Annotated in this window: 27 protein-coding genes; 16 read left to right on the top strand and 11 right to left on the bottom strand. The window is 63.6% G+C overall.

Annotated features, from left to right (window positions below; all coding sequences use genetic code 11):
- From ACOZKU_RS26980 to ACOZKU_RS26970, 3 genes are all read right to left on the bottom strand, one after another.
- A partial coding sequence (locus ACOZKU_RS26980) for a pyrroline-5-carboxylate reductase family protein (RefSeq protein WP_421581490.1) occupies positions 1–411 on the bottom strand: 411 nt, incomplete at its 3' end.
- 2 nt (positions 412–413) lie between these two features.
- Positions 414–914, bottom strand: coding sequence for a YbjN domain-containing protein (locus ACOZKU_RS26975; protein WP_314085390.1), 501 nt, complete (start codon positions 912–914; stop codon positions 414–416).
- Positions 915–1,304: 390 nt separating this feature from the next.
- Complete coding sequence (locus tag ACOZKU_RS26970; protein ID WP_314085393.1) at positions 1,305–1,562, bottom strand: accessory factor UbiK family protein; 258 nt, start codon at positions 1,560–1,562, stop codon at positions 1,305–1,307.
- Positions 1,563–1,774: 212 nt separating this feature from the next.
- Between ACOZKU_RS26970 and lgt the strand changes: the two genes are divergently transcribed.
- The 7 genes from lgt to ACOZKU_RS26935 all read left to right on the top strand — a co-directional run bounded on the left by lgt (position 1,775) and on the right by ACOZKU_RS26935 (position 8,641).
- A complete protein-coding gene (gene lgt, locus ACOZKU_RS26965) occupies positions 1,775–2,617 on the top strand; it encodes a prolipoprotein diacylglyceryl transferase (RefSeq protein ID WP_421581489.1) in 843 nt (280 codons plus the stop codon).
- A 12-nt stretch (positions 2,618–2,629) separates the two neighbouring features.
- A complete protein-coding gene (locus ACOZKU_RS26960) occupies positions 2,630–3,730 on the top strand; it encodes a class I SAM-dependent methyltransferase (protein WP_421581488.1) in 1,101 nt (366 codons plus the stop codon).
- Positions 3,731–3,829: 99 nt separating this feature from the next.
- Positions 3,830–4,621 (top strand): peptidoglycan editing factor PgeF, encoded by a 792-nt coding sequence (gene pgeF / locus ACOZKU_RS26955; protein ID WP_421581487.1) that lies wholly within the window; start codon positions 3,830–3,832, stop codon positions 4,619–4,621.
- A 35-nt stretch (positions 4,622–4,656) separates the two neighbouring features.
- Positions 4,657–5,808: a M24 family metallopeptidase gene (locus ACOZKU_RS26950; protein ID WP_421581486.1), complete on the top strand. Its 1,152-nt coding sequence runs from the start codon at positions 4,657–4,659 to the stop codon at positions 5,806–5,808.
- A gap of 112 nt (positions 5,809–5,920) precedes the next feature.
- On the top strand, positions 5,921–6,688 hold the full coding sequence (locus ACOZKU_RS26945) for a hypothetical protein (RefSeq protein WP_421581485.1): 768 nt from the start codon (positions 5,921–5,923) through the stop codon (positions 6,686–6,688).
- A gap of 126 nt (positions 6,689–6,814) precedes the next feature.
- Positions 6,815–7,747, top strand: coding sequence for a ribose-phosphate pyrophosphokinase (locus ACOZKU_RS26940; protein ID WP_117366751.1), 933 nt, complete (start codon positions 6,815–6,817; stop codon positions 7,745–7,747).
- 156 nt (positions 7,748–7,903) lie between these two features.
- Positions 7,904–8,641, top strand: coding sequence for a Kazal-type serine protease inhibitor family protein (locus tag ACOZKU_RS26935; protein WP_421581484.1), 738 nt, complete (start codon positions 7,904–7,906; stop codon positions 8,639–8,641).
- 66 nt (positions 8,642–8,707) lie between these two features.
- Here ACOZKU_RS26935 and ACOZKU_RS26930 read toward each other — a convergent pair whose 3' ends face one another.
- The 3 genes from ACOZKU_RS26930 to ACOZKU_RS26920 form a co-directional block, all read right to left on the bottom strand.
- Positions 8,708–9,082: a DUF779 domain-containing protein gene (locus tag ACOZKU_RS26930; RefSeq protein ID WP_314085409.1), complete on the bottom strand. Its 375-nt coding sequence runs from the start codon at positions 9,080–9,082 to the stop codon at positions 8,708–8,710.
- Between the two features lie 126 nt (positions 9,083–9,208).
- Complete coding sequence (gene adh / locus ACOZKU_RS26925) at positions 9,209–10,717, bottom strand: aldehyde dehydrogenase (protein WP_421581483.1); 1,509 nt, start codon at positions 10,715–10,717, stop codon at positions 9,209–9,211.
- Between the two features lie 149 nt (positions 10,718–10,866).
- Complete coding sequence (locus ACOZKU_RS26920) at positions 10,867–11,826, bottom strand: helix-turn-helix domain-containing protein (protein WP_421581482.1); 960 nt, start codon at positions 11,824–11,826, stop codon at positions 10,867–10,869.
- Between the two features lie 207 nt (positions 11,827–12,033).
- Here ACOZKU_RS26920 and ACOZKU_RS26915 point away from each other — a divergent pair, with 207 nt between their 5' ends.
- Positions 12,034–13,218, top strand: coding sequence for a benzoate/H(+) symporter BenE family transporter (locus ACOZKU_RS26915; RefSeq protein WP_421581481.1), 1,185 nt, complete (start codon positions 12,034–12,036; stop codon positions 13,216–13,218).
- A gap of 3 nt (positions 13,219–13,221) precedes the next feature.
- Here ACOZKU_RS26915 and ACOZKU_RS26910 read toward each other — a convergent pair whose 3' ends face one another.
- Positions 13,222–14,667, bottom strand: coding sequence for a hypothetical protein (locus tag ACOZKU_RS26910; RefSeq protein WP_421581480.1), 1,446 nt, complete (start codon positions 14,665–14,667; stop codon positions 13,222–13,224).
- Positions 14,668–14,911: 244 nt separating this feature from the next.
- On the opposite strand from ACOZKU_RS26910, the gene ACOZKU_RS26905 reads away from it, so the two are divergent.
- The 5 genes from ACOZKU_RS26905 (at position 14,912) to ACOZKU_RS26885 (ending at position 20,159) form a co-directional block, all read left to right on the top strand.
- A complete protein-coding gene (locus tag ACOZKU_RS26905) occupies positions 14,912–15,523 on the top strand; it encodes a 50S ribosomal protein L25/general stress protein Ctc (RefSeq protein ID WP_421581479.1) in 612 nt (203 codons plus the stop codon).
- Positions 15,524–15,761: 238 nt separating this feature from the next.
- Positions 15,762–18,149, top strand: coding sequence for an EAL domain-containing protein (locus ACOZKU_RS26900; RefSeq protein ID WP_421581492.1), 2,388 nt, complete (start codon positions 15,762–15,764; stop codon positions 18,147–18,149).
- Between the two features lie 20 nt (positions 18,150–18,169).
- Positions 18,170–18,919 (top strand): substrate-binding periplasmic protein, encoded by a 750-nt coding sequence (locus ACOZKU_RS26895; RefSeq protein ID WP_421581478.1) that lies wholly within the window; start codon positions 18,170–18,172, stop codon positions 18,917–18,919.
- A gap of 72 nt (positions 18,920–18,991) precedes the next feature.
- On the top strand, positions 18,992–19,708 hold the full coding sequence (pth, locus tag ACOZKU_RS26890; protein WP_421581491.1) for an aminoacyl-tRNA hydrolase: 717 nt from the start codon (positions 18,992–18,994) through the stop codon (positions 19,706–19,708).
- 1 nt (position 19,709) lies between these two features.
- Positions 19,710–20,159: a GNAT family N-acetyltransferase gene (locus ACOZKU_RS26885; RefSeq protein WP_421581477.1), complete on the top strand. Its 450-nt coding sequence runs from the start codon at positions 19,710–19,712 to the stop codon at positions 20,157–20,159.
- 3 nt (positions 20,160–20,162) lie between these two features.
- Here the strand turns inward: ACOZKU_RS26885 and clpS are convergent, their stop codons facing one another.
- The gene (gene clpS, locus ACOZKU_RS26880) at positions 20,163–20,474 is read right to left on the bottom strand and encodes an ATP-dependent Clp protease adapter ClpS (protein WP_117366769.1); all 312 of its coding nucleotides are present in this window, start codon (positions 20,472–20,474) and stop codon (positions 20,163–20,165) included.
- Between the two features lie 158 nt (positions 20,475–20,632).
- Here clpS and ychF point away from each other — a divergent pair, with 158 nt between their 5' ends.
- From ychF to ACOZKU_RS26865, 3 genes are all read left to right on the top strand, one after another.
- Positions 20,633–21,736: a redox-regulated ATPase YchF gene (gene ychF, locus ACOZKU_RS26875; RefSeq protein WP_314085425.1), complete on the top strand. Its 1,104-nt coding sequence runs from the start codon at positions 20,633–20,635 to the stop codon at positions 21,734–21,736.
- 160 nt (positions 21,737–21,896) lie between these two features.
- Complete coding sequence (locus tag ACOZKU_RS26870; RefSeq protein WP_421581476.1) at positions 21,897–22,367, top strand: MaoC family dehydratase; 471 nt, start codon at positions 21,897–21,899, stop codon at positions 22,365–22,367.
- Entirely contained in the window at positions 22,354–22,821 is a 468-nt protein-coding gene (locus ACOZKU_RS26865; RefSeq protein ID WP_421581475.1) for a MaoC family dehydratase, read from the top strand. The genes ACOZKU_RS26870 and ACOZKU_RS26865 overlap by 14 nt, the downstream gene beginning before the upstream one ends.
- 95 nt (positions 22,822–22,916) lie before the next feature.
- On the opposite strand, the gene ACOZKU_RS26860 is transcribed toward ACOZKU_RS26865, so the two are convergent.
- The 3 genes from ACOZKU_RS26860 to ACOZKU_RS26850 all read right to left on the bottom strand — a co-directional run bounded on the left by ACOZKU_RS26860 (position 22,917) and on the right by ACOZKU_RS26850 (position 25,740).
- Positions 22,917–23,459, bottom strand: coding sequence for an adenine phosphoribosyltransferase (locus ACOZKU_RS26860; protein WP_314085432.1), 543 nt, complete (start codon positions 23,457–23,459; stop codon positions 22,917–22,919).
- Between the two features lie 109 nt (positions 23,460–23,568).
- Positions 23,569–24,447 (bottom strand): cytochrome c1, encoded by an 879-nt coding sequence (locus ACOZKU_RS26855; protein WP_314085434.1) that lies wholly within the window; start codon positions 24,445–24,447, stop codon positions 23,569–23,571.
- A 24-nt stretch (positions 24,448–24,471) separates the two neighbouring features.
- The gene (locus tag ACOZKU_RS26850) at positions 24,472–25,740 is read right to left on the bottom strand and encodes a cytochrome b (protein ID WP_314085437.1); all 1,269 of its coding nucleotides are present in this window, start codon (positions 25,738–25,740) and stop codon (positions 24,472–24,474) included.
- Between the last annotated feature and the right edge of the window lie 9 nt (positions 25,741–25,749).

The raw sequence follows: 25,749 nt of genomic DNA, 5'->3' as shown, positions 1-25,749 counted from the left end.
GGCGAAGGCGCCGGTGACGCCACGGCCGATCATGGCCGGCGTGTTGGGCATGGCGCGCACGGTAGCAGCCTCGCCAAGATGGCTTTCGAGATTGGCGATGGTCTTGCCGGCGGCAACCGAGACGACGACCGTCTCCGGCCCGACGAGCCCTTTCAGCGGCGGCAGCACCTGGTCGATGACCTGCGGCTTGACCGCAACGAAGATCACCCCGGCCTTCACGCCCTCGGGCGCAGAGGTCTCATGACGCGCGCCATTGTCGGCAATCAGCTTGGCCATGGCCGGCGACGGGCCGGGATCGATGACCAGAACGGAAGAGCCGGCAATACCGCTCTTCAGCCAGCCCGCCAGCATGGCGCCGCCCATATTGCCGGCGCCGATGAGAACGATGGGACCCGAAACCGCAACCGACATTCTCAGGCTTCTCCAACCGTTTCGAAAAGCACCGCATCGACGGCCGACTGGGCATCCATCCCGGACCAGACGACGAACTGGAAGGCTTGGAAATAGGCCTCGCAGGATTCGAGCGCGCTGGACAACAGCACCTCGACCTGACGGTTCGTGGGCTCGGCGCCGCCGGCCAGCAGCAGCGATTGACGGAAGATCACGACATCCTCGCGGCGCCACAGGTCGAAATGCCCCATGAGCACCTGGCCGTTCACATGCGAGAGCAGGCAATGCACTTCGGCGACGCGGCTTTCGGGTACCTTGATGTCGAAGGCGCAGGCCAGATGCAGCGCCTCGAACTCTTCCATCCAGGAGAAGGAGACGTGGTAGTCCGTCCACTTGCCCTCGACGGTCATGGCGATTTCGTCTTCGCCCGAACGTTCGAACGACCAGTCATTGTTGGCCGCGACGAACTCGATCATATCGACCGGGTTGGACTGACGCCCGATATCCAATTCCATAAGGCTCATGCATCACCTTCAAGGCCGGCAGGCATGCGTCATCGCGTTCACACGCGATGCAAGCAAACCATACTCCGGATACAACACTGAATGATTGCTCGGCACTTTGCGCAGTCTGGACGACTTACCCTGCCCGAAGCTTGCGCTGCCCGTCTCGAATCATCATTTAAAATCAGTGTATAACGGCGGAGTCACGACGCCAGCCCCTCAGCTGCCATTTTCTCCGCCCGGTTGTGGACAGAGCCTGCCAAAAAGATTCAGGACGAAGGCTTAAGGGACTCTGCCGAAAGAGCTTTTCGGGAGTGTCCACAGGGGTAAAATTTTTATTAAAAAAAACGGTTGGCGCGAGGTGAATCACGCCAACCGAGTCCCGATGGTCTAAAGCTGTCTTGAAACGGATCATTTGCCCGTGTCGAGACGGGCTTCCAGCGCTTCGATGCGCTTCAAAAGAGCGTCGTTTTCGTCGCGCGCTTTGATCGCCATTTCGCGCACCGCTTCGAATTCCTCGCGCTTGACGAGGTCCATGCCGTTGATGAAACGCTCGGCCTGCGCGCGGAACACCGTCTCGGCCTCCTTGCGCACGCCCTGGGCAGCACCCGCGGCGTCGGTCATCAGCTTGGCGAAATCGTCGAGAATGCGGTTTGCACCTGTTGTCATGGTCAGCCCTCTCTTCGGGGATCGATGGTCCCGCGGGCTATCTGCGCCCACGCTCTGTCCCTGAGGTAGGGTCTGATGGGACGCCTTGCAAGCGGATTCCGGTGGATCGCAGCCCGCTCCGGCCCGTCGGGGCCGGTGTATCACGATTTATCGCCTTGACCCTGCCATGTCCGGTCGCCATCTTCCCCCGCGAAAACCGGAAGACAGTGACCTTGACGACCATCGCAAATCTCTTCGCCATCATGCCCTACCCGGAGATCGACCCGATCGCCTTCTCGATCGGCCCGGTCGCCGTACACTGGTACGGCATCGCCTATGTCGTCGGCATCCTGCTCGGCTGGTTCTATGCCCGCCGGCTGATCGAGACGCCGCGGCTGTGGGCCGGGCAGGCGCCGGCGACCCGCGTGCAGCTCGACGACTTCCTCGTCTGGGCCGCCGTCGGCATCATTCTCGGCGGCCGCATCGGCTATATCCTGTTCTACGACTTCCCGAATGTCGCGGCCGATCCGCTGCGCGCCATCCAGGTCTGGAACGGCGGCATGTCGTTCCATGGCGGCTTTGCCGGCACGACGCTCGCCATGATCCTGTTTGCCCGCCGCAACAGCATTCCGGTCTGGAGCCTGTTCGACATCGTCGCGGCCGTCGTGCCGATCGGCCTGTTCTTCGGCCGCATCGCCAATTTCGTGAACGGCGAACTCTGGGGCCGCCTGTCGGATGCGCCCTGGGCGGTGATCTTCCCGGAAGCCGGCCCCTTCGCCCGCCACCCGAGCCAGCTCTATGAAGCGGGCCTCGAGGGCATCGTGCTGCTCGCCGTGCTGGCCGTCGCCATCTACCGCTTCGGCGCGCTGAAGCGCCCCGGCCTCGTCACCGGCCTTTTCGTCGCCGGCTACGCGCTGTCGCGCATCACGGTGGAATTCTTCCGCGAACCGGATCCGCAGCTCGGCTATCTCTTCGGCGGCTGGCTGACCATGGGCATGCTGCTCTCGCTGCCGATGCTGCTCGTCGGTCTCTGGGCGATCTTTCGCGCCCGTGCGGCCCATCCGGCCAACGCCTGAGCGGACCCCGCCATGACGACACCCCTCGCCCAGAAGATCAAGGCGCTGATCCGCACCAACGGACCGATCAGCGTCACCGACTATTTCGCGCTATGCCTCGCCGACCCCGAATACGGCTATTACCGCACCCGCGATCCCTTCGGCCGTGCCGGCGATTTCGTCACGGCACCGGAAGTGAGCCAGCTGTTCGGCGAAATGCTGGGCATCTTCCTCGTTCACGCCTGGCAGAAGCACGGCGGCCCGGAGACCGTACGCATCGCCGAGATCGGCCCTGGCCGCGGCACGATGATGGCCGACATGCTGCGCGTCGTGCACAAGCTCGCCCCGCAGCTCTATGAGAACGCGACCTTCCACCTGATCGAGACCAGCCCGAAGCTGCGCGCCGTCCAGCATGAAACGCTCGGCACCCAGGCGGCCCGCGTCACCTGGCACGACAGTTTCGAGGACCTGCCCGACGGCTTCGTGCTGCTCGCCGCCAACGAGCTGTTCGACGCCATCCCGATCCGCCAGTTCATCAAGACCTCGGCCGGTTTCCGTGAAAGGCTCGTCGGGCTGGATGCCGAGGACGAACTGACCTTCGCCGCCGGTGTCGCAATGCTCGATCCAGCCGTGCTGCCGGAGCATCACAAGAGCGTCCCGAACGGCACGATCTTCGAGATCGCCCCCGCCCGCGAAGCGGTCATGGCGACGATCGCCGAGCGCATTGCGCGGTTCGGCGGCTCGGCCGTCATCATCGATTACGGCCATTTCGTCACCGGCTTCGGCGATACGCTGCAGGCGGTACTCAAACACGATTTCGATCCGCCGCTCGCCCATCCCGGCGAGGCGGACCTGACGAGCCATGTGGACTTTGAACGGCTGGCCGGTGCGGCGGCCGGCGCCGGCCTGCATGTGCACGGCATGCTGCACCAGGGCGATTTCCTCGTGGGGCTGGGCATCGGCGAACGGGCGTCCGCGCTCGGCCGCCACCGCGACGCCGAGACGCAGCAATCCATCCTGGACGATGTCGACCGGCTCGCCGGCTCGGGCGCCGGGAAAATGGGCGATCTTTTCAAGGTCCTCGCCGTCGGCAGCGCCTCGCTCTCGCTCTTCCCTTTCCGCCAGCCGGATTGACATGCCGGAAAAGGCCGGACAACATCCGGCCCGATTTGCACCCCGCATGCCCGGTCGCGTTCCTGCCTGGCGGCCCCTCAAAAGCCCAGCCGAGAGACCATGAAGGACCAGACGCTTCCCTCCCCGATCCAAAGTCCGCTTCTCACCGAACGCGCCGGAAAAGCCGCGCAGCACGGCTTCTTCACCCGTACCGGCGGCGTATCCGAAGGCATCTATCGCGGCCTGAATGTCGGCCTCGGCTCGCAGGACGAGCGCGAGAAGGTGCAGGAGAATCGCGCCCGCGTCGCCCGCTGGTTTTCCGCGGCACCGGAAAAGCTCGCGACCGTGCACCAGATCCACTCGCCCGATGTCGTCGTGGTCGATGAAAGCTATGACGGCGCGCGGCCGCAGGCCGATGCGCTGGTCAGCGCCACGCCCGGCATGGTACTCGGCGTGCTGGCGGCCGATTGCGGCCCGATCCTGTTCTGCGACCCGCAAGCTCGCGTCGTCGGGGCCGCCCATGCCGGCTGGAAGGGCGCGCTCTATGGCGTGCTCGAAAACACCATCGCCGCCATGGAAAAACTCGGCGCGAAACGCGAGAATATCATCGCCAGCCTCGGCCCGTCGATCAGCCGGCGCAATTACGAGGTCGGCCCGGAATTCGTCGAGCGCTTCCTCGCCGTCGATAACGCCTATCAGCGCTATTTCACGCCCTCGGGCAAGGACGGGCACGCGATGTTCGACCTACCGGGCCTGACGACGCAGCGCTTGACCGATGCCGGCGTGACGGCGGAAAATCTCGACATCTGCACCTATCCCGACGAGGATCGCTTCTTCTCCTACCGGCGCACCACGCACCGGCAGGAACCGGACTACGGCCGCCAGATTTCGGCGATCATGGTCAGAGCCTGACGCCTACTCATAACAAACGGACGAGGGAGACACCCATGGCACTTCACTTCGACAGCGAGGAATACGCCAACCGGCTCCAGCGCCTCACCTCCCGGATGCGGGAGGAAAAGCTCGATGCCATGCTGCTCTTCGCGCAGGAGAGCATGTATTGGCTGACAGGCTATGACACGTTTGGCTACTGCTTCTTCCAGACGCTCGTCGTGAAGGCGAGCGGCGAGATGGTGCTGCTCACCCGCTCGGCGGACCTGCGCCAGGCGCGGCGCACCTCGACCATCGAGAAGATCGAGGTCTGGATCGACCGCGTCAACGCCGACCCCTCGATGGACCTCAAGAACCTGCTCTCCGATCTCGACTTGCTCGGTTGCCGCATCGGCGTGGAATACGACACGCATGGCCTGACGGGCCGCAATGCCCGCCTGCTCGACAACCAGCTCCAGAGCTTCGGCCAGCTCATCGACGCCTCCACCATCGTCAGCCGCCTGCGCCTGATCAAGAGCCCCGCCGAGATCGCCTATGTCGAGCGCGCCGCGGCCCTTTCGGACGAGGCGCTGGACGCCGCCCTTCCGCTCATCAAGGCCGGCAGTGACGAGGCGGAAATCCTCGCCGCCCTGCAGAACGCCGTGCTCGCGGGCGGCGGCGACTATGCCGCCAACGAATTCGTCATCGGCTCCGGCGACGATGCGCTGCTGGTGCGCTCGAAATCCGGCCGCCGCCGGCTGGAAGCGCAGGATCAGCTCAGCCTGCAATGGACTGGGGTGAGCGCGCGCTATCACGCGCCGATGATGCGCACCGCCGTGATCGGCACGCCGACCGCCCGCCACCGCGAACTCTACAGCGCCTGCCGCGAGACGATTCAGGCGATGGAAATGGTGCTGCGTCCCGGCAATACCTTCGGGACGGTCTTCGAGACCCATGCCCGCATCCTCGACGAACGGGGCCTCGCCCGCCACCGGCTGAATTCCTGCGGCTATTCCGTCGGGGCGCGTTTTGCGCCGTCCTGGATGGAGCACCAGATGTTCCATGCCGGCAATCCGCAGGAGATCGAGCCAAACATGTCGGTCTTCGTGCACACGATCCTGCTCGATTCCGACAGCGGCACCGCCATGACGCTCGGCCAGACCTATCTGACCACCACGGACACGCCAAAGCCGCTTTCCCGCTACGGCCTCGATTTCATCGAGGTGTGATTGCCTAACCCCAGGCTCGCGAGATCCTGTAATTGACAGGACTTTGAGGGCCACCCATAAATCGTTGCGGGGAACGGGCGCGGCACAGGTGCTGCGAAGGACACGGACGACAATGACGCACGAGCTGACGAAGCGGCTGGCAGTGATCGGCCTCATCGCGATCCTTTCCGGCTGCAACAGCACGGATGCCTTGACGCCGCAGGTCGATGTCGGCGGCGGCCTGAATTCGTCGCCCGTCACCCAGCGCGATCTGGACCAGATGAGCGCCCAGACCACGCCCGTCACCACCACGACGCAACAAACCGCCTTCGCCACGCCGGCCGAAACCGGCACGACGAGCGGCCGCGACACGGCGGGCACGCTGCAGGGTCAGGCCGATGCGCTCGAACGCAACAACACCGGCAGCCGGACGGCATCCGACACGGCGCTCGCCCGCGAGACCGCCCAGCGCTCGCTGGCGGCCGAGACCTCCGGCGGCGCAGAAGAGGTCGCCGTCGCAACACCTCAGAAATCCGGCGAGACGATCCGCTTCCTGCCGATCATCGGCGCGCCGGTCGAGGCGGTGACGCCACTCTCCAAGCGCCTCGGCGCGGAAGCCCGCTCCAACGGCCTGACCATCCGCAGCGCCTCCGACAATTCCAGCAAATACATCCTGAAGGGTTATTTCTCGGCGATGAAGGACAATGGCGGCACGACCGTCGTCTATGTCTGGGACGTGCTCGACGGCAGCGGCGCACGGCTGCATCGCATCCAGGGACAGGAAACCGTCTCCGGCACGGCCTCCGATCCGTGGTCGGCGGTTCCCGCCCGCACGATGGAAGGCATCGCGCAAAAGACCATCCGCGAATATCTCGACTGGCGTGGTTCCGTACCCGGTTAACAGGCTCGAAACGGTAAATCACAGCGAAATGCGAAGATTCGCTTAGTGATCGGGGCAAGGCCCTTGCATTCGAGGGGCTGGCCCCTTAAACGCCCCCCCATCAGCAGAATAACAGGCGGACCATAGATGAAGGTTTTCGCGGGCAATTCGAACCGGCTTCTGGCCGAAGCGATCTGCAACTATCTGAATGTTCCGCTCGGCCGTGCCACGGTCCGGCGCTTTGCAGACCAGGAAATCTTCGTTGAAATCCAGGAGAACGTGCGCGGCGAGGACGTCTTCATCGTCCAGTCAACCTCGTTTCCGACGAACGACCACCTGATGGAAATGCTGATCATGATCGATGCCATGCGCCGCTCCTCGGCGCGCCGCATCACCGCCGTGATCCCCTATTTCGGCTACGCCCGCCAGGACCGCAGGTCCGCCCCGCGCACGCCGATCTCGGCAAAGCTCGTTGCCAACCTCATCACCGAGGCAGGCGCCAACCGCGTGATGACGCTCGACCTTCATGCCGGCCAGATCCAGGGCTTCTTCGATATCCCGACGGACAACCTCTACGCCGTGCCGATCCTGGCGCGCGACGTGAAGGAAAACTACAATCTCCAGAACGTCATGGTCGTATCGCCCGACGTCGGCGGCGTGGTGCGCGCCCGTGCGCTTGCCAAGCGCCTCGATTGCCAGCTGGCGATCGTCGACAAGCGCCGTGAGCGCGCCGGCGAGTCCGAAGTCATGAACGTCATCGGCGACGTCACCGGCAAGGACTGTCTGCTGATCGACGATATCGTCGATTCCGGCGGCACGCTCTGCAACGCGGCCGAGGCGCTTCTGAACAAGGGCGCGACGAGCGTCACCGCCTATATCACGCATGGCGTGCTCTCCGGCGGCGCCGTGGCCCGTGTCACCTCGTCGAAGCTCAAGGAACTCGTGATCACCGACTCGATCCAGCCGACCACGGCCGTCCAGTCGGCGCACAACATCCGCGTCATCACGACCGCCAATCTGCTCGGCGAAGCGATCAACCGCACGAGCGCGGAAGAGTCGGTCTCGAGCCTCTTCGACTGACGAAACCGTATTTTCCAAGCTTTCAAGCCTGCGCGCCCGCTTCGGTTGTGCAGGCTTTTTCATGCCGCAACCACACCCTGCTTTTTTTGTTCACGGCCGATATCGGGCCAATCAAATTTGCGTTAGGGTCTGCTCAGATTCGCGAGGAGGAATCCTATGATATCAATGTCTTTGTTCAGCCGCCTGGCGGCACGTGCCGCCATCCTTCTTGCTGCCGGCACGCTTGCCGCCTGCCAGGTCGAGGTCGATGAGGGACGGCCGGACTATCGCCCCCGCCCGCAGGCCTGCACCATGGAATACATGCCCGTCTGCGGCTCGCGCGGCGGCGAAACCCAGACCTTCCCCAATGCCTGCGAAGCACGTTCCAACGGTTATCGCATCGTCGGCCGCGGCGAATGCCGCTTCGGCGTCCGGCCCGATCCGTATCCGGATCAAGGCCGCGCCTGCACGCGGGAATATGCACCGGTCTGCGGCTCGCGCGGCCGTGACCGCCAGACCTTTGCCAATGCCTGCGAGGCGCGTTCCAGCGGCTACGACGTGATCGGCCGCGGCGAATGCCAGTTCAGCCGTCCGGACACAGGCTGGGAGGACAACCGCGAGCGTCCGCGCGACCGCGTGAAGATCGGCTGGCAGGACCAGAGCGATGATCGCGCCAGCACTTGGGATCGTGCCCGCGAAGACCGCTCAGACCGTGACCGCAACCGGGACAGGGAGCGTGACCGCAAGGGCAAGGACCGCGAGCGCAGCGACAACAAGCGTCAGGACGCCGATATCCGGCTTGGCCTTGACGACAGCGGCACGCGGGCGGACCGTTCTGGCCGCGAGGAACGCGAGGATCCGCGTTGCGCGGACAAGCGCCGGGCAAAACGCGACCCGGCCTGCGCGGTAAACTGAGACCTCAGTTTCCAGAATAGAAAAACCCGCCATTCCCATGGCGGGTTTTTTCATACACTGAACGGCTCAGCGCTGCGGCAGCGGACAGGCCTCGCCACCACCAAAGATCCGTGAGCGGGTAAGGAAACGCTTCTCTCGCCCGTTGTCGAGCGAGAACATGCCGCCGCGACCTGGCACGACGTCGATGATCAGCTGCGTGTGCTGCCACACGCCGAACTGGCTCTCGCTGATATATACGGGAACACCGCCGATCTCGCCCAATTTCACGTCGCGATCACCGACGATGTAATCGTCCGCCGGGTAACACATCGGCGAGGACCCGTCGCAGCAGCCACCTGACTGATGGAACAGGATTTCGGGATGATCCGTCTGGATCTCCCGGATGAAATCCAGCGCCGCCTCGGTCGCCACCACGCGCGGCTCTGTCGGAATATCGGACATCAAGGCTCTCCTGAATGCGGTGTCCCTCTCCCCGGGCAGGTGGGGAGAGGGAGCGGGCAGGTAGCCAGGGGCAGTCCTGCCCTTCATTCGCCTTCTCCTTGGGGGATGGGAGAAAGCGGCGGTCGCTCAGAAGAAGCCGAGCGCCTTGGGAGAGTAGCTGACCAGCATGTTCTTGGTCTGCTGGTAGTGATCCAGCATCATCTTGTGCGTCTCGCGACCGATGCCCGACTGCTTGTAGCCTCCGAAGGCCGCATGGGCCGGATAGGCATGGTAGCAATTGGTCCAGACGCGACCGGCCTGGATGTCGCGGCCGAAGTGGTAGCAGCGGTTCGCATCGCGGCTCCACACGCCGGCGCCAAGGCCGTAGAGTGTGTCGTTGGCGATGGCGAGCGCTTCCGCATCGTCCTTGAAGGTCGTGACCGAGACGACCGGTCCGAAAATCTCCTCCTGGAAGATGCGCATCTTGTTGTGGCCGCGGAAGACCGTCGGCTTGACGTAGTAACCGCCCGCAAGATCGCCGCCGAGATCGCCCCGCCCGCCGCCGGTCAGCACTTCCGCACCCTCCTGCCGGCCGATATCGATATAGGAGAGGATCTTCTCCAGCTGCTCGGAGGACGCCTGCGCGCCGATCATCGTGCCCATGTCGAGCGGGTTGCCCTGCACGATCTTTTCCACACGCTTGACGGCCTTTTCCATGAAGCGGTCGTAGATTTTCTCATGCACCAGCGCGCGGCTCGGGCAGGTGCAGACCTCGCCCTGGTTCAGCGCGAACATCGCAAACCCTTCGAGCGCCTTGTCGAGATAGTCGTCGTCCTCGTTCATCACGTCGGCGAAGAAGATGTTCGGCGACTTGCCGCCCAGCTCCAGCGTCACCGGAATGAGGTTCTGGCTGGCATATTGCATGATCAGGCGGCCGGTCGTCGTCTCGCCCGTAAAGGCGATCTTCGCGATGCGCGGGTTGGAGGCGAGCGGCTTGCCGGCTTCCAGGCCGAAGCCGTTGACGATGTTGAGCACGCCGGCCGGCAGGAGGTCGCCGATGAGTTCGGCCCAGACGAGAATGGAAGACGGCGTCTGCTCGGCGGGCTTGAGTACCACGCAGTTGCCCGCGGCAAGAGCCGGCGCGAGCTTCCAGGCGGCCATCAGGATCGGGAAGTTCCACGGAATGATCTGGCCGACGACGCCGAGCGGCTCATGGAAGTGATAGGCGATGGTGTCGTGATCGACCTCGCCGATCGTGCCTTCCTGGGCGCGAACGCAGGAGGCGAAGTAGCGGAAGTGATCGATGGCGAGCGGAATGTCGGCCGCCATGGTTTCGCGTAGCGGCTTGCCGTTATCCCAGGTCTCGGCGCGGGCAAGGAGATCGAGATTGTCCTCCATGCGTTGCGCGATCTTCATGAGGATGTTGGCGCGCTCGGTGCTCGAGGTGCGGCCCCACTTGTCCTTGACGGCATGAGCGGCATCGAGCGCCAGCTCGATATCGGCGGCGTCGGAGCGGGCGACTTCGCAGAGCTTGCCGCCGGTGATCGGGGTGATGTTGTCGAAGTAGCGGCCCGCGACCGGTTCCTTCCACTCGCCACCGATGAAGTTGCCATACTTTGCCTTGTACGGGTTTTCGACGATCTTCTGATGCAGCATGTCATTCCTCCCAAAAGAGGCCCGGATGGGCCGTGAGGAGAATGGTGCTGCGCTTCGCCGGATTGCGGTAGAGCCTGCAAGGCGATGGTTGCGGCGACTGTTTCAGATTTGAGACAGGTCGGCAGCACCGGCCGTGCTGCATCGCAACATCAGTTGATCGAGAGCTTCTTCATCTTGCGATAGAGCGTGGCACGGCTGATGCCGAGCAGATCCGCCGCCTGGCTGATATTGCCGCCGGCCCGCGTCAGGACACGGCGCAGGGCCGCGCGCTCGGCGTCGTCGAGGTCCCGCCCCTCCTCAGCCCGGGTCTCCTGCAGCAGGTCCGACGCGGCAACGCCCGTGGCGATCCGCCGGTCGTCGAGGCCGAGCACCTGACGCGCCGCGCGGGTGGCGCCAAGAACCAGATCGTCGCGGTCGACAGCGAGCAGTGCCGGCGCCGCTCGGCCATCGACGGGCACGAGCAGGATGCGGGCGGCCGAGAAGGCGCGGCGGAAAAGCCCGGCTTCGATGCGCGCGGCGGCATCGCGGATCGCCTGCGAGAGGATCGCCATCGTCATCTCGTTGGCGTCGTCGCGGCAGGTGGAGATGTCGATGGCGGCGGCGATGCGGCCGGTATGGTCGCGGATCGGCGCGGTCGTGCAGGACAAGCCGGTATTCTGCGACAGGAAATGCTGGTCACGCAGGATGAGCACCGGGCGCTCGTCGGCCAGCGCCGTGCCGATGCCGTTGGTGCCGACGCTCGCTTCGCTCCAGACCGTGCCGGACCACAGGCCGACACCGCGAAACGCCCGGTCGTCGCCCGCCGCCCCGCGCCGCTCGAGCGCGATGCCGTTTTCATCCGTCAGCAGCAGGCAGCAGCCCGCCTTGCCGACCGTGGCGAAGAGACGGTCGAGTTCGCCCGAGGCTTCCTCGACGAGAACGCTGGAGCGCGTGCGGGCGTGGCGGAATTCCGCCTCGCTCAGCCGCCAGGGCGCGCGTGCCTCTTCCGGAGACAGGCCATGCAGCGTGAGGCAGCGCCGCCAGGACGCGGCAACAGGCGAACTGGCCGCGGCGGATGCATGACCCGCCACGCTGTGCACATGATCCGCGTGATCGAAACGCAGGGGCATCCGCTCTCCTCCCGAAAGCTTCCGACCGATCGTCGCACCTGAATATAACGTCACCCACTATAACCGTGCTTGCGGCGGAAGGTCCAGCGCGACCAAGGTCCAAGACCGGGGGCATCCGCAAACGGCAAGTCTGCCGCTCAAAAGCCTGTTTCCAAGCCCCGCGCCGCCTGTTACGACTGCGCATCCCTTTCCTTTATCGATCCTGCCATGCTTCGTGATTTTTCCGCCCAAGCCCTGTTCATGGGCCTGCTCACCGCCTTCGTCGGTTTTGCCAGTTCCTTCGCCGTCGTGCTGCACGGCCTGACCGGCGTCGGCGCCACGGAGGCGCAGGCCGCCTCCGGCCTGATGGCGCTTTCGGTGTCGATGGGCGTCTGCGCCATCGTGCTCAGCGTCGCGACCCGCCTGCCCGTTTCCATCGCCTGGTCGACGCCGGGCGCGGCGCTGCTTGCCAGTTCCGGCGCGGTCGAGGGCGGCTTTGCCACCGCGGTCGGCGGGTTCATCGTCTGCGCGGTGCTGATCGTCATTGCGGGCCTCTGGAAACCGCTCGGCCGCATGGTCGCCGCCATTCCCGCCGCACTCGCCAATGCCATGCTGGCCGGCGTGCTGATCGGCCTCTGCTTCGCGCCGGTGAAGGCCATCGCCTTCAATCCCTGGCTCGGCCTGCCGATCGTGCTGGCCTGGGTGATCGTCGGCAGCCTTAACCGGCTCTATGCCGTGCCGGCGGCCCTTGCCGCCTTCGTCGCCGTACTCGCTTTCGGCGTCGATATTCCCGACGGGGCCTTTGCCGGACTGGCCGAGGCCCTGCCGCCGAAGCCCGAGATCGTCACGCCCGTCTTCACCTTTGCCGGGCTCGTCTCCATCGCGCTGCCGCTCTTCATCGTCACCATGGCCTCGCAGAACATTCCCGGCATCGCGGTGCTGAAGGTCAATCACTACGAGCCCAATCCCGGCCCGCTCTTTGCCACCACCGGCCTGTTCTCACTGCTCTCGGCCCCGTTCGGCGGCCATGCGGTTAACCTGGCCGCCATCACCGCCGCCATGTGCGCCGGCAGCGATGCCCATCCCGATCCCGCCAAACGCTATTGGGCGGCGATCAATGCCGGCGTCTTCTACGTGATCTTCGGCCTTGCCGCGGGCGCGGTGACCGCCTTTGTCAGCCTGGCGCCGCCCATCCTCATCCAAGCCGTCGCCGGCCTCGCGCTGATCAGCGCCTTCGCCAATTCGGCCCTCAATGCCTTCAAGGAGATCGATGGACGGGAAGCCGCTGCGGTGACCTTCCTCGTCACCGCCTCGGGCGTCTCCTTTGCAGGCATTTCAGGTGCTTTCTGGGGCCTGCTCGCCGGCGGGCTAATGCTCGCGCTCTCGCGTTTCACCGCGAAGCGCAAAGCATAGGATTTACGGCTGGAAGGGCAGCGGCTGGCCGTTGATCAGCACCTTGCCATCCTCGCCGACCGTCAGGTCCCAGATCTGCGCATCGCCGCTGCCCTTGCGGGCAAGGCCCTTCATCATCAGGAGACCGAAGGAGGCCTGGCCGAACTGCGGCACCTTTCCGGCGTTGCGCTGGAGATAGGTGATCGTCTTGTCGAAGTCGCGCATGGTGATCGTGATATCGGCGCTGCGGCGGTCCTGCTGGTCGGGATAGACCGTCATCTTGCCGGAGACCTGCAGGTCATAGATCGGCGAGGCCGCCGAGACGTCCTCGAACTCGACGGTCATCGCACCGTTCGGCAGGACGATGCGGCCGAGCTCCTTGTTCTGCTCTTCCGTCAACGGTTCCGGCTTGGTGAAGTCGGCGTGATCGATGAGGTAGTGAACGGCGCCGGCAAGGTCGAGATTGGCCACCGCCACCTTGAAATTCGCCCGTTCCGGCAGCGCCTCGGCAAATTCCGCCGGCAACACGCCCGCCGGAGGCTTCGGATGCTCCACGCCGAAGCCGAAGCCGACGCGCGTCGAATGGCCGATGCCATTCATGTCGATATTGTAGGTGACGGCATCGGCGCCGAAAGTGCCCTTGTCGGTGCCGACGGTCACGTTGGACGCCTTGATCGTCTCGGTCAGGTTGTCGAAGACCGGTAGCGAGGCACGCAGCAGCTCCTTGAGCTTCGCGGCATCCTGCGCGTCGAGTTGGTCCTTCTTGATGTTGTCGAGCACGAACAAGACGAGATCCTGGAAGATCTTGTAGCGCGCGCCGTCAAGGCTGACATCGATGTCGAGCGTATCCGCCCCGATATCGACCCGGCCGGATGGGCCGCCGGTGATCGTCTCACTGAACGCCTTCATGACGCCGGTGCTCGAAATGTCGATGACCCCCGGCGCCTTCTTTTCCGACGTGACCTGTCCGGACACTTCGCCAAAGCTTGCCATAACGCTTTCCTTCGGCGTCGTGCTGGAGAAGCCTATGCGCTTCGCCGACCAGTTCGCCGAGGTGAAATAGAGGAGTTCCGGATCGTAGATCCCGTCCATCTTCATCGTATCGACGAGATAGGTGAAGGAGCCTTCGCCGCGCATCGTGCCCTTGATGTCGAAGCTGTCGCTCGATTCGAATCGATAGGTGCCTTTCGGCTGCGGGCGCAGATAGGCCGTCATCGGCTTCAGGCCCTCGACCTTCACCGAATTTTCCTTCGCCTTGTCCAGGAGGACGGTCGGATTGAAGCGCAGCTCGTAGAAGGAGGAGGCCGCTTTTACCGTGATGAGGCCGGCATCGACCATGTCCTTCGGCAGGTAGTGCGTCAGGCGCTGCTGGAGGCTTTCCGCACCGGCAGGCGAAATCTCCTGGGCGGCGGCGGGGCTTACCGAAACAAGCGCAAGGGCGGCCGAGGCCATCAGGATCTGTCGTCTCATTCTATTCTCCTTCACCGAAGCGTTCGCCACCGAACATCCAATCGCGGCGGCAGCATGTCAATCCAGGGTCGAGCCGGCCCCGCCCCTTGCATTTCCGGGCATTCTTGTTTATGCAGCCCCCGTCCGCGTAGACACCCTTGGAGGCAACGTGGATGAGGCTTTCACGAAATCCTCAAGCCTTTTGCATCGCCGGGCGCAGCCCGATGCGCGAAAGGCTCTCCAGTAACACACGAAAGGTAAAGCCATGAGCCACGAAACTTACGAGCTCAAGGCCGAGACGCGCGAACGGGTTGGTAAGGGGTCCTCCCGTGAACTTCGCCGCAACGGCCTTATTCCTGCAGTTATCTATGGCGACAAGCAGGCCCCCCTGTCGATCGCCCTCTCGACCAAGGACGTCACCCAGCGTATCCACGCCGGCGGCTTCAAGACGACGGTCGCCACGATCGACGTCAACGGCGAGAAGATCAAGGTTCTGCCGAAGGACTTCCAGCTGGATCCGGTCCGCGACTTCACCATGCATGTCGACTTCCTGCGCGTTTCGGGTAACACCCACGTCGTCGTCGAAGTGCCGGTTCACTTCATCAACGAAGAGAAGTCCCCGGGCATCAAGGCCGGCGGCGTCCTGAACATCGTTCGCCACGCAGTCGAGCTGCACGCTCTGGCCGGCGACATTCCGGAATTCCTGACGGCTGACCTCTCCGGCCTCAAGGTCGGCGACGGTATCCACATCTCGCACATCAAGCTGCCGAAGGGCACGAGCCCGGTCATCTCCGACCGCGACTTCACCATCGCAACGATCGCCACCCCGGCGGCCGGCGTGAAGGAAGAAGAAGAAGCCGAAGGCTCCGCAGAATAATCCCATTTCCGGGATCTTCTCGAAACCCCGCGTCTTACCCAAGGCGCGGGGTTTTTCTTTGCCGGAACGGACCACACTACCGTTGCGGGAAGTTTGGATTACCAGCACTTTTGCGGGTCGCCATTTCAGCAACATTTAAGACTTTGATGAAAATCTAGCCCCTGGGGAAAATGGCAAAAGCCAAAGAGGGGCATATGAGCTGGCTTTGTAACGCGGCAGAGGGGCGACCGGCATGAAAATGCATTCGGTTGAAAGCCGCTTCATCGCCATCGTCATCGGCGCCCTGCTTGTCTTCGTCGCCCCGCTCTTCCTGCTGTTCCTGATCCTGTCGTCCGACCGCGTCGCGCGCGAGCGGCTGCAAAATACCGAAGTGCTGCTCCAGGCCAATGTCCAGGCACTCGGCAAGCCGCTGTGGGATTTCGACAAGGACAGCATCGACCAGATCGTCACCGCGCTACAGGCCGATGCCGATATCAGCTATGTGCAGGTGCGCGACACCTCCGATGTCATCGACATCCGCAAGCCGGCCCTCTCGCCCAATCCGGATGACGCGCGCTCCATCGTCAAGACCGATATCCTCTACAAGGCGACCGACGGCATCAAGAAGGTTGGCACGGCGGAAATCTGGATCCGCAAGGAAGGCCTCTTCTCGCGTTTCTCGGCGGATGAGCTGAGCATCTTCGCCATCTTCTTCTTCGCCGTCGCGACGCTCTTCACCGCCGCCATCATCGGCAACCGCATCACCATCATCCGTCCGCTGATGCGGCTGACCGCGGCCATCGAAGCGACGCGCCGGCTCGGCTCGCGCCACCATGTCGACTGGACCTCGAATGACGAGATGGGCGCACTCGCCCATAACTTCAACGAGATGCAGAGCAAGCTGGAGCGCGAGGAGAACGAGCTGAAGCTCGCCCATGCCCGCGCCACCGATATCTACAACCTGACGCCGGCCATGCTGTTTTCCATCGATGCGCAAAACCGCATCACGGCCGTCAGCGACTATTGGCTGACCGCGACAGGCTATCGCCGCGAGGCCGTGATCGGCCAGGAATTCACCGACTTCGTCGTCGAGGAATGCCGCGAGACCTATCGCAAGCGCCATACCACGAACATGGAGGACGGCGGCATCTGCGAGGTGACCCTGCGCTTCCTGTGCGCCGACGGCAGCGTGATCGACGTGCTGATCCTGGAAACCGGCGTGGAGGCGAGCCGCAACCGCCAGGCGCTCTCGCTCTCGGTCATGACCGATGTCACCGACCTCAAGGAAGCAGAGACCCGCAACCATCGCCAGGCCATTACCGACCACCTGACCGGCCTGCTCAACCGCCAGGGCTTCGAGACCGTGTTGGACGAACTGATCGGCGAGGTCGACGCGCATGGCCAGCAGCTCGCCTGCCTTTTCGTCGATCTCGACCGCTTCAAATGGATCAACGACAATCTCGGCCATGCCAGCGGCGACGACGTGCTCTGCCAGGTCGCCATGCGGCTGCGCCGTCAGCTGCGCGCCAATGACGTCATCGCCCGCCTCGGCGGCGACGAATTCGCCATCCTCCTCTCGGCACCGAATGCGCGCCAGCTTGCGATGGATATCAGCGACAGGCTGGTCGCCAGCCTGCGCGCACCGCTCATCGTCAACGGCGCGGAACTCAATGTCAGCGCCAGCATCGGCATCGCGGTCTATCCGGACCACGCCGCCACCGCCGCCTGCCTGCTGCAGAAATCCGACATGGCCATGTATGCGCGCAAGCGCGGCGGCAAGAACGGCGTGCAGCTCTTCGACAACAACATGGTCGATATCGCCCGCAAGCGGCTCGAAATCGAACAGTTTATCGATCAGGGCCTGCGCGACGACTGGTTCACCACCCATCTCCAGCCCATCGTCAGCCTCGCGGACGGCCGCGTCGCCGGGTTCGAGGCGCTGATGCGCCTGCATCACCCCGAGCGCGGCATCCTGCCGCCGGCCGAGATCATCGGCATCGCGGAGGAGAACGGCACGATCGCGCGGATCGGCGACTGCATCCTCTCGAAGGCCATCGCCAATCTGGCAACCATCTCCAAGCTCGACGGCCTTGGCGACACCTATCTCGCGGTCAACTTCTCGCCGCTGCAATTCGAACAGGCCCTGCCCGCCCGGATCGCGACCCTCCTGCTCGAAAGCGGGATCACGCCATCGCGCATCGTCGTCGAGATCACCGAGGCCGTGCTGATGCTGGACAATCCCGTCGTGCGCGAGGTGCTCGACGCGCTCTCCGATCTCGGCTGCCGCATCGCGCTCGACGATTTCGGCACGGGCTACTCTTCGCTCAGCTATCTCAACCGGTTCCCGGTCGATATCGTCAAGGTCGATCAGTCCTTCACCCGCTCGCTCTCCTCCGACCAGCCGGATGTGCGCCGCAAGAGCCGCATGCTCGTCGAGGGCATCCGTACAATCTCGCACCAGATGGGCTGCGCGGTGGTGGCCGAAGGCATCGAGACGACGGAGCAGTGGGATATCCTGCAGAGCATGGATATCGAATTCGGCCAGGGTTACCTGTTGAGCAGGCCCTTGCCGCTTGACGCGCTGCTCGAAAAGCTCGACGAATTTGCAAAGCCCGACGTGCCCGAGCGTCGTGCCATGGCCTCCTGACGGGCCCGAGGGACAGGACGATGAAGACACTGCTTTTGACGCTCTGCCTGTCGCTTGCCCCGCTTTCCTCAGCCCTTGCTGGCACGCTGCATTTCGTGACGGAAGAATATGCCCCCTTCAACTACACCAAGGACGGCAAGATCACCGGCATCGCGGTAGACCAGGTGGAAACGATCGCCAAGGCTGCCGGCATCGACTACACGCTGGAGATCATGCCCTGGGCCCGCGCCTTCGCCATGGCCGAGAACCAGCCGAACACCTGCGTCTTCACGACGGGTCACAACCGCAAGCGCGCCGACCGCTTCGCCTGGGTCAATCCGCTGCTCAAGGACCAGATGGTTCTCGTCAAACGTCAGGGCGATACGCATGACGGCCTGACACCTGCCAAGGCACTCGAACTCAAGGTCGGCTCACAACGCGGCGATTTCGCCGTAGAGGCGCTCGAACGCCTCGGTTTCAAGGATATCGACCTCGCCGCCGATATCGACATCACGCTGCGCAAGCTCCTTTCCGGCCGCATCGACCTGATGCCGACCTCCGTCAAGACCTACAAGAAGCTGCTAAAAGACGGGATTCCGGTCGAGAAGGCCATGCTTATGGATGGCCAGATTTATGGCCTCGCCTGCAACAAACAGACGCCACAGGACCTGATCGTGAGTCTCCAGGCTGAATTGGACAAGCTGATCGTGAACGGCGACCAGGACCGCATCTTCACCGCCTACGGCCTGCCGCCGGATACGCGCACGGCCGACAACGGCATGAAGAATTGACCCAAGGCGGTTGACTTCCAGCCGCTTTCGCGGTGGTGAAGACACGGACACCTCCACTTGCGGACCACTTCCATGCAGATCATCGCGGGGCTCGGCAATCCGGGCGCAAAATATGCGGGCAACCGCCACAATATCGGCTTCATGGCGCTGGATGCGATCCACCGCAAGAACCCGTTCTCGCCCTGGTCGAAGAAGTTCAAGGCCGAAATCGCCGAAGGCGAGATCGCCGGCGAGAAGGTGCTGCTCGTCAAGCCGCAGACCTTCATGAACCTTTCGGGCGAATCCGTCGGTGAGGCGATGCGCTTCTACAAGCTCGCTCCCAAGGACATCGTCGCGATCTATGACGAACTCGATCTCGCACCCGGCAAGGTGCGCATCAAGGTCGGCGGCGGCCATGGCGGGCATAACGGCATCAAGTCGATCGACGCCCATTGCGGCAGGGACTACCGGCGCATGCGCCTCGGCATCGGCCATCCCGGCACTAAGGAACTGGTGACAAACCATGTACTCGGCGATTTCGCCAAGGCCGATCATACATGGCTCGATCCACTGCTCGACGAACTGGCGCTCAACATCGACATGCTGGTGCGGGGCGATGATTCGCAGCTGATGAACAAGCTGGCACTCGCCACCGGCGGGAAGCCGGAGGAGAAGGCCGCGCCCGAAAAGAAGCCGGCCGGCCAGTCCCATATCCGCCAGGCGCGCAACCACAATCAGCCGAAAATCCTGCCGACGACAGGACCGATGGCGGAAATGCTGAGGAAGCTGCTCGGCAACAAGGGCGACTGACGTGCCCCGCGACGCCATCCTTCGCCCCGCCGGTCTTGATGACCTTGCCGGCCTGCTCGCTCTCTATGCCGAGCTCAACCCCGACGATCCGCCGATGGATGCGGCAACGGCACAGGCGCACTTCGCCGTCATCCTCGCCCAGCCGGGCATGACGATCTATGTCGCAGTCAAGGATAGCATCCCCCTCGCCTCCTGTACCCTCCTCGTGGTGCCGAACCTCACGCGCGCCGGCGCGCCTTATGCGCTGATCGAGAATGTCGTCACCGCAAAAACCGCGCGCCGAACGGGTCTTGGCCGCGCTGTCCTCAAACACGCCGTCGATGCGGCATGGCAGGCCGGCTGCTACAAGGTGATGCTGCTGACGAGACGCGGTGAGATGGGCGCGTCGGACTTCTACACGCGCTGCGGCTTCGAGCAGAACAAGACCGGTTTCCAGATCCGCCGATCCTGAGGCCTACTCCTCCGGCTCCGTCTGGAACAGCAGCGGATAACCCGCCTCCTTGGCGAGGTCCGTCGCCTCTTTCGCCTTGGTCTCGGCGATGTCGCGCGCGCAGATGACGACGACGCAGGTGCCCATCTTGTGGGCGGTCATCATCACCCGGTAGCTCGTCTCCTCGGCCATGCGGAACACGGCCTTCAACACCAGCACGACGAATTCGCGCGGCGTGTAGTCGTCGTTGACGAGCAGAACCTTGTAGAGCTTCGGCCGTTCGAGCTTCGGCTTGGTTGATGTCTTCGGGGTGAGGGTCGTGTCACCATTGCTCATGGGAAGCTCCTCATGACGTTGGCTTCGAGCGATGTTGGCCCATTGTGCACCGCAAGAGGTGCGAGTTCAAGGCCCCAAGGCCGCCAAGCTCTTGACCCTGCCCCTCCCATCCCCCATAGCGAGGGCAACGATTTTCTTACGACGAATGGACCATCTCCATGGGCTTCAAATGCGGTATCGTCGGTCTGCCGAATGTCGGCAAGTCGACCCTCTTCAACGCGCTGACCAAGACGGCGGCCGCCCAGGCGGCGAACTATCCCTTCTGCACCATCGAGCCGAACACCGGCGAAGTGGCGGTTCCCGATCTACGCATGAAGGCGCTGGCCGCCATTGCCGGCTCCAAGGAAATCATCCCGACGCGCATCTCCTTTGTCGACATTGCCGGCCTCGTGCGCGGCGCGTCGAAGGGTGAAGGCCTCGGCAACAAGTTCCTCGCCAATATCCGCGAAGTCGACGCCGTCGTGCACGTGCTGCGCTGCTTCGAGGACGACGACATCACCCATGTCGAAGGCCGCATCAATCCGGTGGGCGATGCCGACACGATCGAGACCGAGCTGATGCTCGCCGATCTCGAAAGCCTGGAGCGCCGCGTCGAACAGACCCGCAAGCGCGCCGCCAGCAAGGACAAGGACTCGCTCGCCCAGCTGCCGATCATGGAAGCCGTGGTCAAGCTGCTCAACGAGGGCAAGCCGGCCCGCCTTCTCCTGAAGACGCTGGCGCCGGAAGAGATCGAGGTCCTGAAGGGCCTGAACCTCCTGACCTCCCACCCCGTTCTCTATGTCTGCAACGTCGCGGAAGCCGATGCCTCGACGGGCAACGAACACACCGCCGCCGTCGCCGCCATGGCGAAGGAGCAGGGCGCGGAATGCGTCATCATCTCGGCTGCGATCGAATCCGAAGTCGCCCAGCTGCCGGAAGAGGAAGCCGAAGAGTTCCTTTCGGCGCTCGGCCTCACGGAAGCCGGCCTCGATCGCCTCATCCGCGCCGGCTACCACCTGCTCGACCTCATCACCTATTTCACCGTCGGCCCCAAGGAAACGCGCGCCTGGACCATCGTGCGCGGCACCAAGGCCCCACAGGCCGCCGGCGTCATTCATACGGATTTCGAACGCGGCTTCATCCGCGCCTTCACCATCGCCTATGACGACTACATCGCCTACAAGGGCGAAGTCGGCGCCAAGGAAGCCGGCAAGGGCCGCGACGAAGGCAAGGAATACGTCGTCAACGACGGCGACGTCATCCACTTCCGCTTCAATACGTAAGACGACGCGGCAACCTCTATTCGAAGCCGCCGTCCCTCGGCTCGAGGGGCTGCGGTTTTTCTTTGCGCTTGAAGGACGTGGGTGTTCCACCGTCCCCACCCGCGCTTGCAAAAGCCCGCCGCCCTCGCCATTGTTCACCCGCAATGGAACGGATCGCGACATGCCCCACTATACGTTTGAGGACTTTACGCCGGGCCGGCGCTTCGACTTTTCGAAGCGTACGATGACGGCGGACGAGATCATCGCCTTCGCGCGGGAATTCGACCCGCAACCGATGCACATGGACGAGGCCGCCGGCCGCGCCAGCATTCTCGGCGGCCTTGCCGCCTCCGGCTGGCACACCAGCGCCGTGATGATGCGCATGCTGTTCGAGGCCTATATCGATGGCTCGACCTCGGAGGGCTCGCCCGGCGTCGATCTCATGGAGTGGAAGCGCCCGGTGCTGGCGGGGGATACGCTTGGCGGCCATTGCGAGGTGCTGGATGCTCGCGTCTCGCGCTCGCGGCCGGAGATCGGCATCGTGCGCATGCGCGCCGAGGTAACCAACCAGCGCGGCGAGCTGGTCGCGGTGTCCGAATATATCAATATGATGCGTGTTGCTGCGAAGGGAGCCGACCATGCGGATGGCTGAGCTTTATCCGTTCGGCGAGGCCGTCGAGATCGGGTCCAACACCTTCACCGCCGAAGACATCATCCGTTTCGCCAAAAACTTCGACCCGCAGCCCTTCCATCTCGACGAGGAGCTGGCCAAACACGCCTTGTTCGGCGGTCTCTGCGCCTCGGGCTGGCATACCTCCGCCGGCTGGATGAAGTGCTTCGTGCCGTTCTGGCTTGGCGAGTGCAAGCGCCTCGCCGCCGAAGGCACCGTGCCCCCGAGCCTCGGCCCCTCGCCGGGCTTCATCAAGCTCGCCTGGCTGAAGCCGGTCTTTGCCGGCGACACGATCACCTATTCGGTGACGCTGCTCGCTTCCCGCGAACTGGCGACGCGCAAAGACCGTCTGATCAATTCGATCCTCTGCGCCGGCCGCAACCAGAACGGCGAACCGGTCATCCGGTTCGAGAGCACGGTTCTGGAATTCGTCTGATCTCGTCTGTAGGCGATTTGCGGAGCTTGCCCCTCACCCTAACCTTCGCCCCGCTTGCGGGGAGAAGACGCCGGCAGGCCGGGTGAGGCGCTACCTCAATGCCCGTCGAAGGCCACCAGCGTGCGCACTTCCACGCCGAGCGCTTCCAGTTTCTTGCGGCCGCCGATTTCTGGCAGATCAATGACGAAGCAGGCGGCGACGATGTCGGCGCCGATCTGGCGCAGCAGCTTGACGGCCGCTTCCGCCGTGCCGCCGGTGGCGATCAGGTCATCGACGAGGATGACCTTCTCGCCCGGCTTGATGGCGTCCTTGTGCATCTCCATCTCGTCCACGCCGTATTCCAGGCTGTAGGCGATGCGCACGGTCTCGTGCGGCAGCTTGCCCTTCTTGCGGATCGGCACGAAGCCGGTCGACAGCTGGTGCGCCATGGCGCCGCCCAGGATGAAGCCGCGCGCCTCGATGCCAGCCACCTTTGCGATGCCGATGCCCGCATAGGGATGCACAAGCTCGTCCACCGCGCGGCGGAAGGCGCGCGGATTGCCGAGCATGGTGGTGATGTCGCGGAAGATGATGCCGGGCTTGGGATAGTCCGGGATGCTGCGGATCGCGGCGACGAGTTCTTGTTCAACGGTAGGCATGGAATTTCCCGACTGCGGAAGGATTTTTCGGTTATCGCAGGTGCGTCACCGCCCCACAACAAAAAAGGCGGCCCGGAGGCCGCCTTTCGAACCCAAGCGATCGGATCGCTCAGTGTTCCTTGTTCGCGTAAACCGACTTCTTCGTCAGGTAGATCAGGCCGGTGAAGATCACCAGGAAGATCATGACCATGAAGCCGGTGCGCTTGCGTTCTTCGAGGTGGGGCTCGGCGGCCCACATCAGGAAGGATGCGACGTCGCGGGCATACTGGTCGACCGTCTGCGGCGCGCCGTCGTCATAGGTGACCTGGCCGTCGGAGATCGGCTTGGCCATGGCGAGTGCGGCGGCATTTGCGAAATACGGGTTGTAGTGCGTGCCTTCGGCGACTTCGAGATGCGCCGGCTTCTCTTCGTCGTAACCGGTCAGCAGCGAGTAGATGTAGTCCGGGCCGCCTTCCTGGTACTGCGTGAAGATGTCGAAGACGAACTGCGGGAAGCCGCGGGTAATGCCGCGTGCCTTGGCGATCAGCGAGAAGTCCGGCGGAGCCGCGCCATTGTTGGCGGCGGCTGCCGCCTCATGGTTGGCAAAGGGCGACGGGAAATGGTCGGACGGCACGGCCTTGCGGGTGAACATCTCACCATCGCTGTTCGGGCCGTCCTGCACTTCGTAGTTCGCCGCGAAAGCCTTTACCTGGCCTTCCGAGTAACCAAGATCTTCCAGCGTGCGGAAGGAAACAAGGTTCATCGAATGGCAGGCCGAACAGACTTCGGTGTAGACCTTCAGGCCGCGCTGAAGCTGGCCCTTGTCATACTTGCCGAAGGGGCCGGCGAAGGTCCACTTTTCCTGCTTCGGATGATGGATCGGGTAGTGCGGGGTGGCATGTTCGGCCTCCGCACCGGCAGCCGGCGCTGCCTCTTCCGCCGTGGCGTAGGAGACGCCGAGACCGGCGACGAGTGCGAGCGACAGAATGCCTGCAACAAGCTTTTTCATTGTCATGGTTCCTAGTCCTCGCTCTCAGGCCTTGGCCAGCTTGGCGTTCTTCTTTTCCAGAACCGCTTCCGTGATCGAATTCGGAATGCGCTTCGGGGTCTCGATCAGGCCGAGGACCGGCATGATGGCGAGGAAGAAGCCGAAGTAATAGAGCGTGCCGAGCTGCGAGAGGACGACGTAGATGCCTTCCGCGGGCATGGCGCCGAGCCAGCCGAGCATGATGGCATTGGCCACGAACAGCCAGAAGAACAGCTTGTACCACGGACGATAGACGGCCGAGCGGACCTTCGACGTGTCGAGCCAGGGCAGGAAGAACAGCACGATGATCGCGCCGAACATCACAAGGACGCCGCCAAGCTTGGAGTCGATCGGGCCGACGTTGAAGGTGATGGCGCGCAGCATCGCGTAGAACGGCAGGTAGTACCATTCCGGAACGATGTGGGCCGGGGTCTTCAGCGGGTCGGCCGGGATGTAGTTGTCCGGGTGGCCGAGATAGTTCGGCATGTAGAAGACGAACCAGGCGAAGACGATCAGGAAGACCGATACGCCGAGCGCATCCTTCAGCGTCGCATAGGGCGTGAAGGGAACCGTGTCGGTCTTGGACTTCACTTCGACGCCGGTCGGGTTGGTCTGGCCGGTGACGTGCAGCGCCCAGATGTGCAGGACGACGACGCCGGCGATCATGAAGGGCAGCAGGTAGTGCAGCGAGAAGAAGCGGTTCAGCGTCGGATTGTCGACCGCGAAGCCGCCGAGCAGGAACTGCTGGATCCACTCACCGACCCACGGGAAGGCCGAGAAGAAGCCGGTGATGACGGTCGCGCCCCAGAAGGACATCTGACCCCAAGGCAGAACGTAGCCCATGAAGCCGGTCGCCATCATCAGAAGGAAGATGACCACGCCGAGAATCCAGAGGATTTCACGCGGCGCCTTGTAGGAGCCGTAGTAGAGGCCGCGGGCGATGTGCAGATAGACCGCGATGAAGAAGAAGGACGCACCGTTGGCGTGCATGTAACGCAGCAGCCAGCCGTGGTTCACGTCACGCATGATCTTTTCGACCGAGTTGAACGCGACGGTGGTTTCGGCCGCATAGTGCATGGCCAGAACGACGCCGGTCAGGATCTGCACGATCAGCATCACCGACAGCATGGCGCCGAAGGTATAGGCGTAGTTCAGGTTGCGCGGGACCGGGTAGGAGACGAAGCTGTCATGGATCATGCGCGGCAGAGGCAGGCGCGAATCGACCCACTTCTCGATGCCAGTCGTCGGCTGGTAGGTGGAATGTTCAGCACTCATTATCAGGTG

The sequence above is a fragment of the Shinella sp. M31 genome, assembly GCF_049199205.1.
In the GTDB taxonomy this organism is placed as follows: domain Bacteria; phylum Pseudomonadota; class Alphaproteobacteria; order Rhizobiales; family Rhizobiaceae; genus Shinella.
The sequence above is the reverse complement of the archived record's forward strand: the minus strand, read 5'-3'. Positions and strand labels throughout refer to the sequence as shown.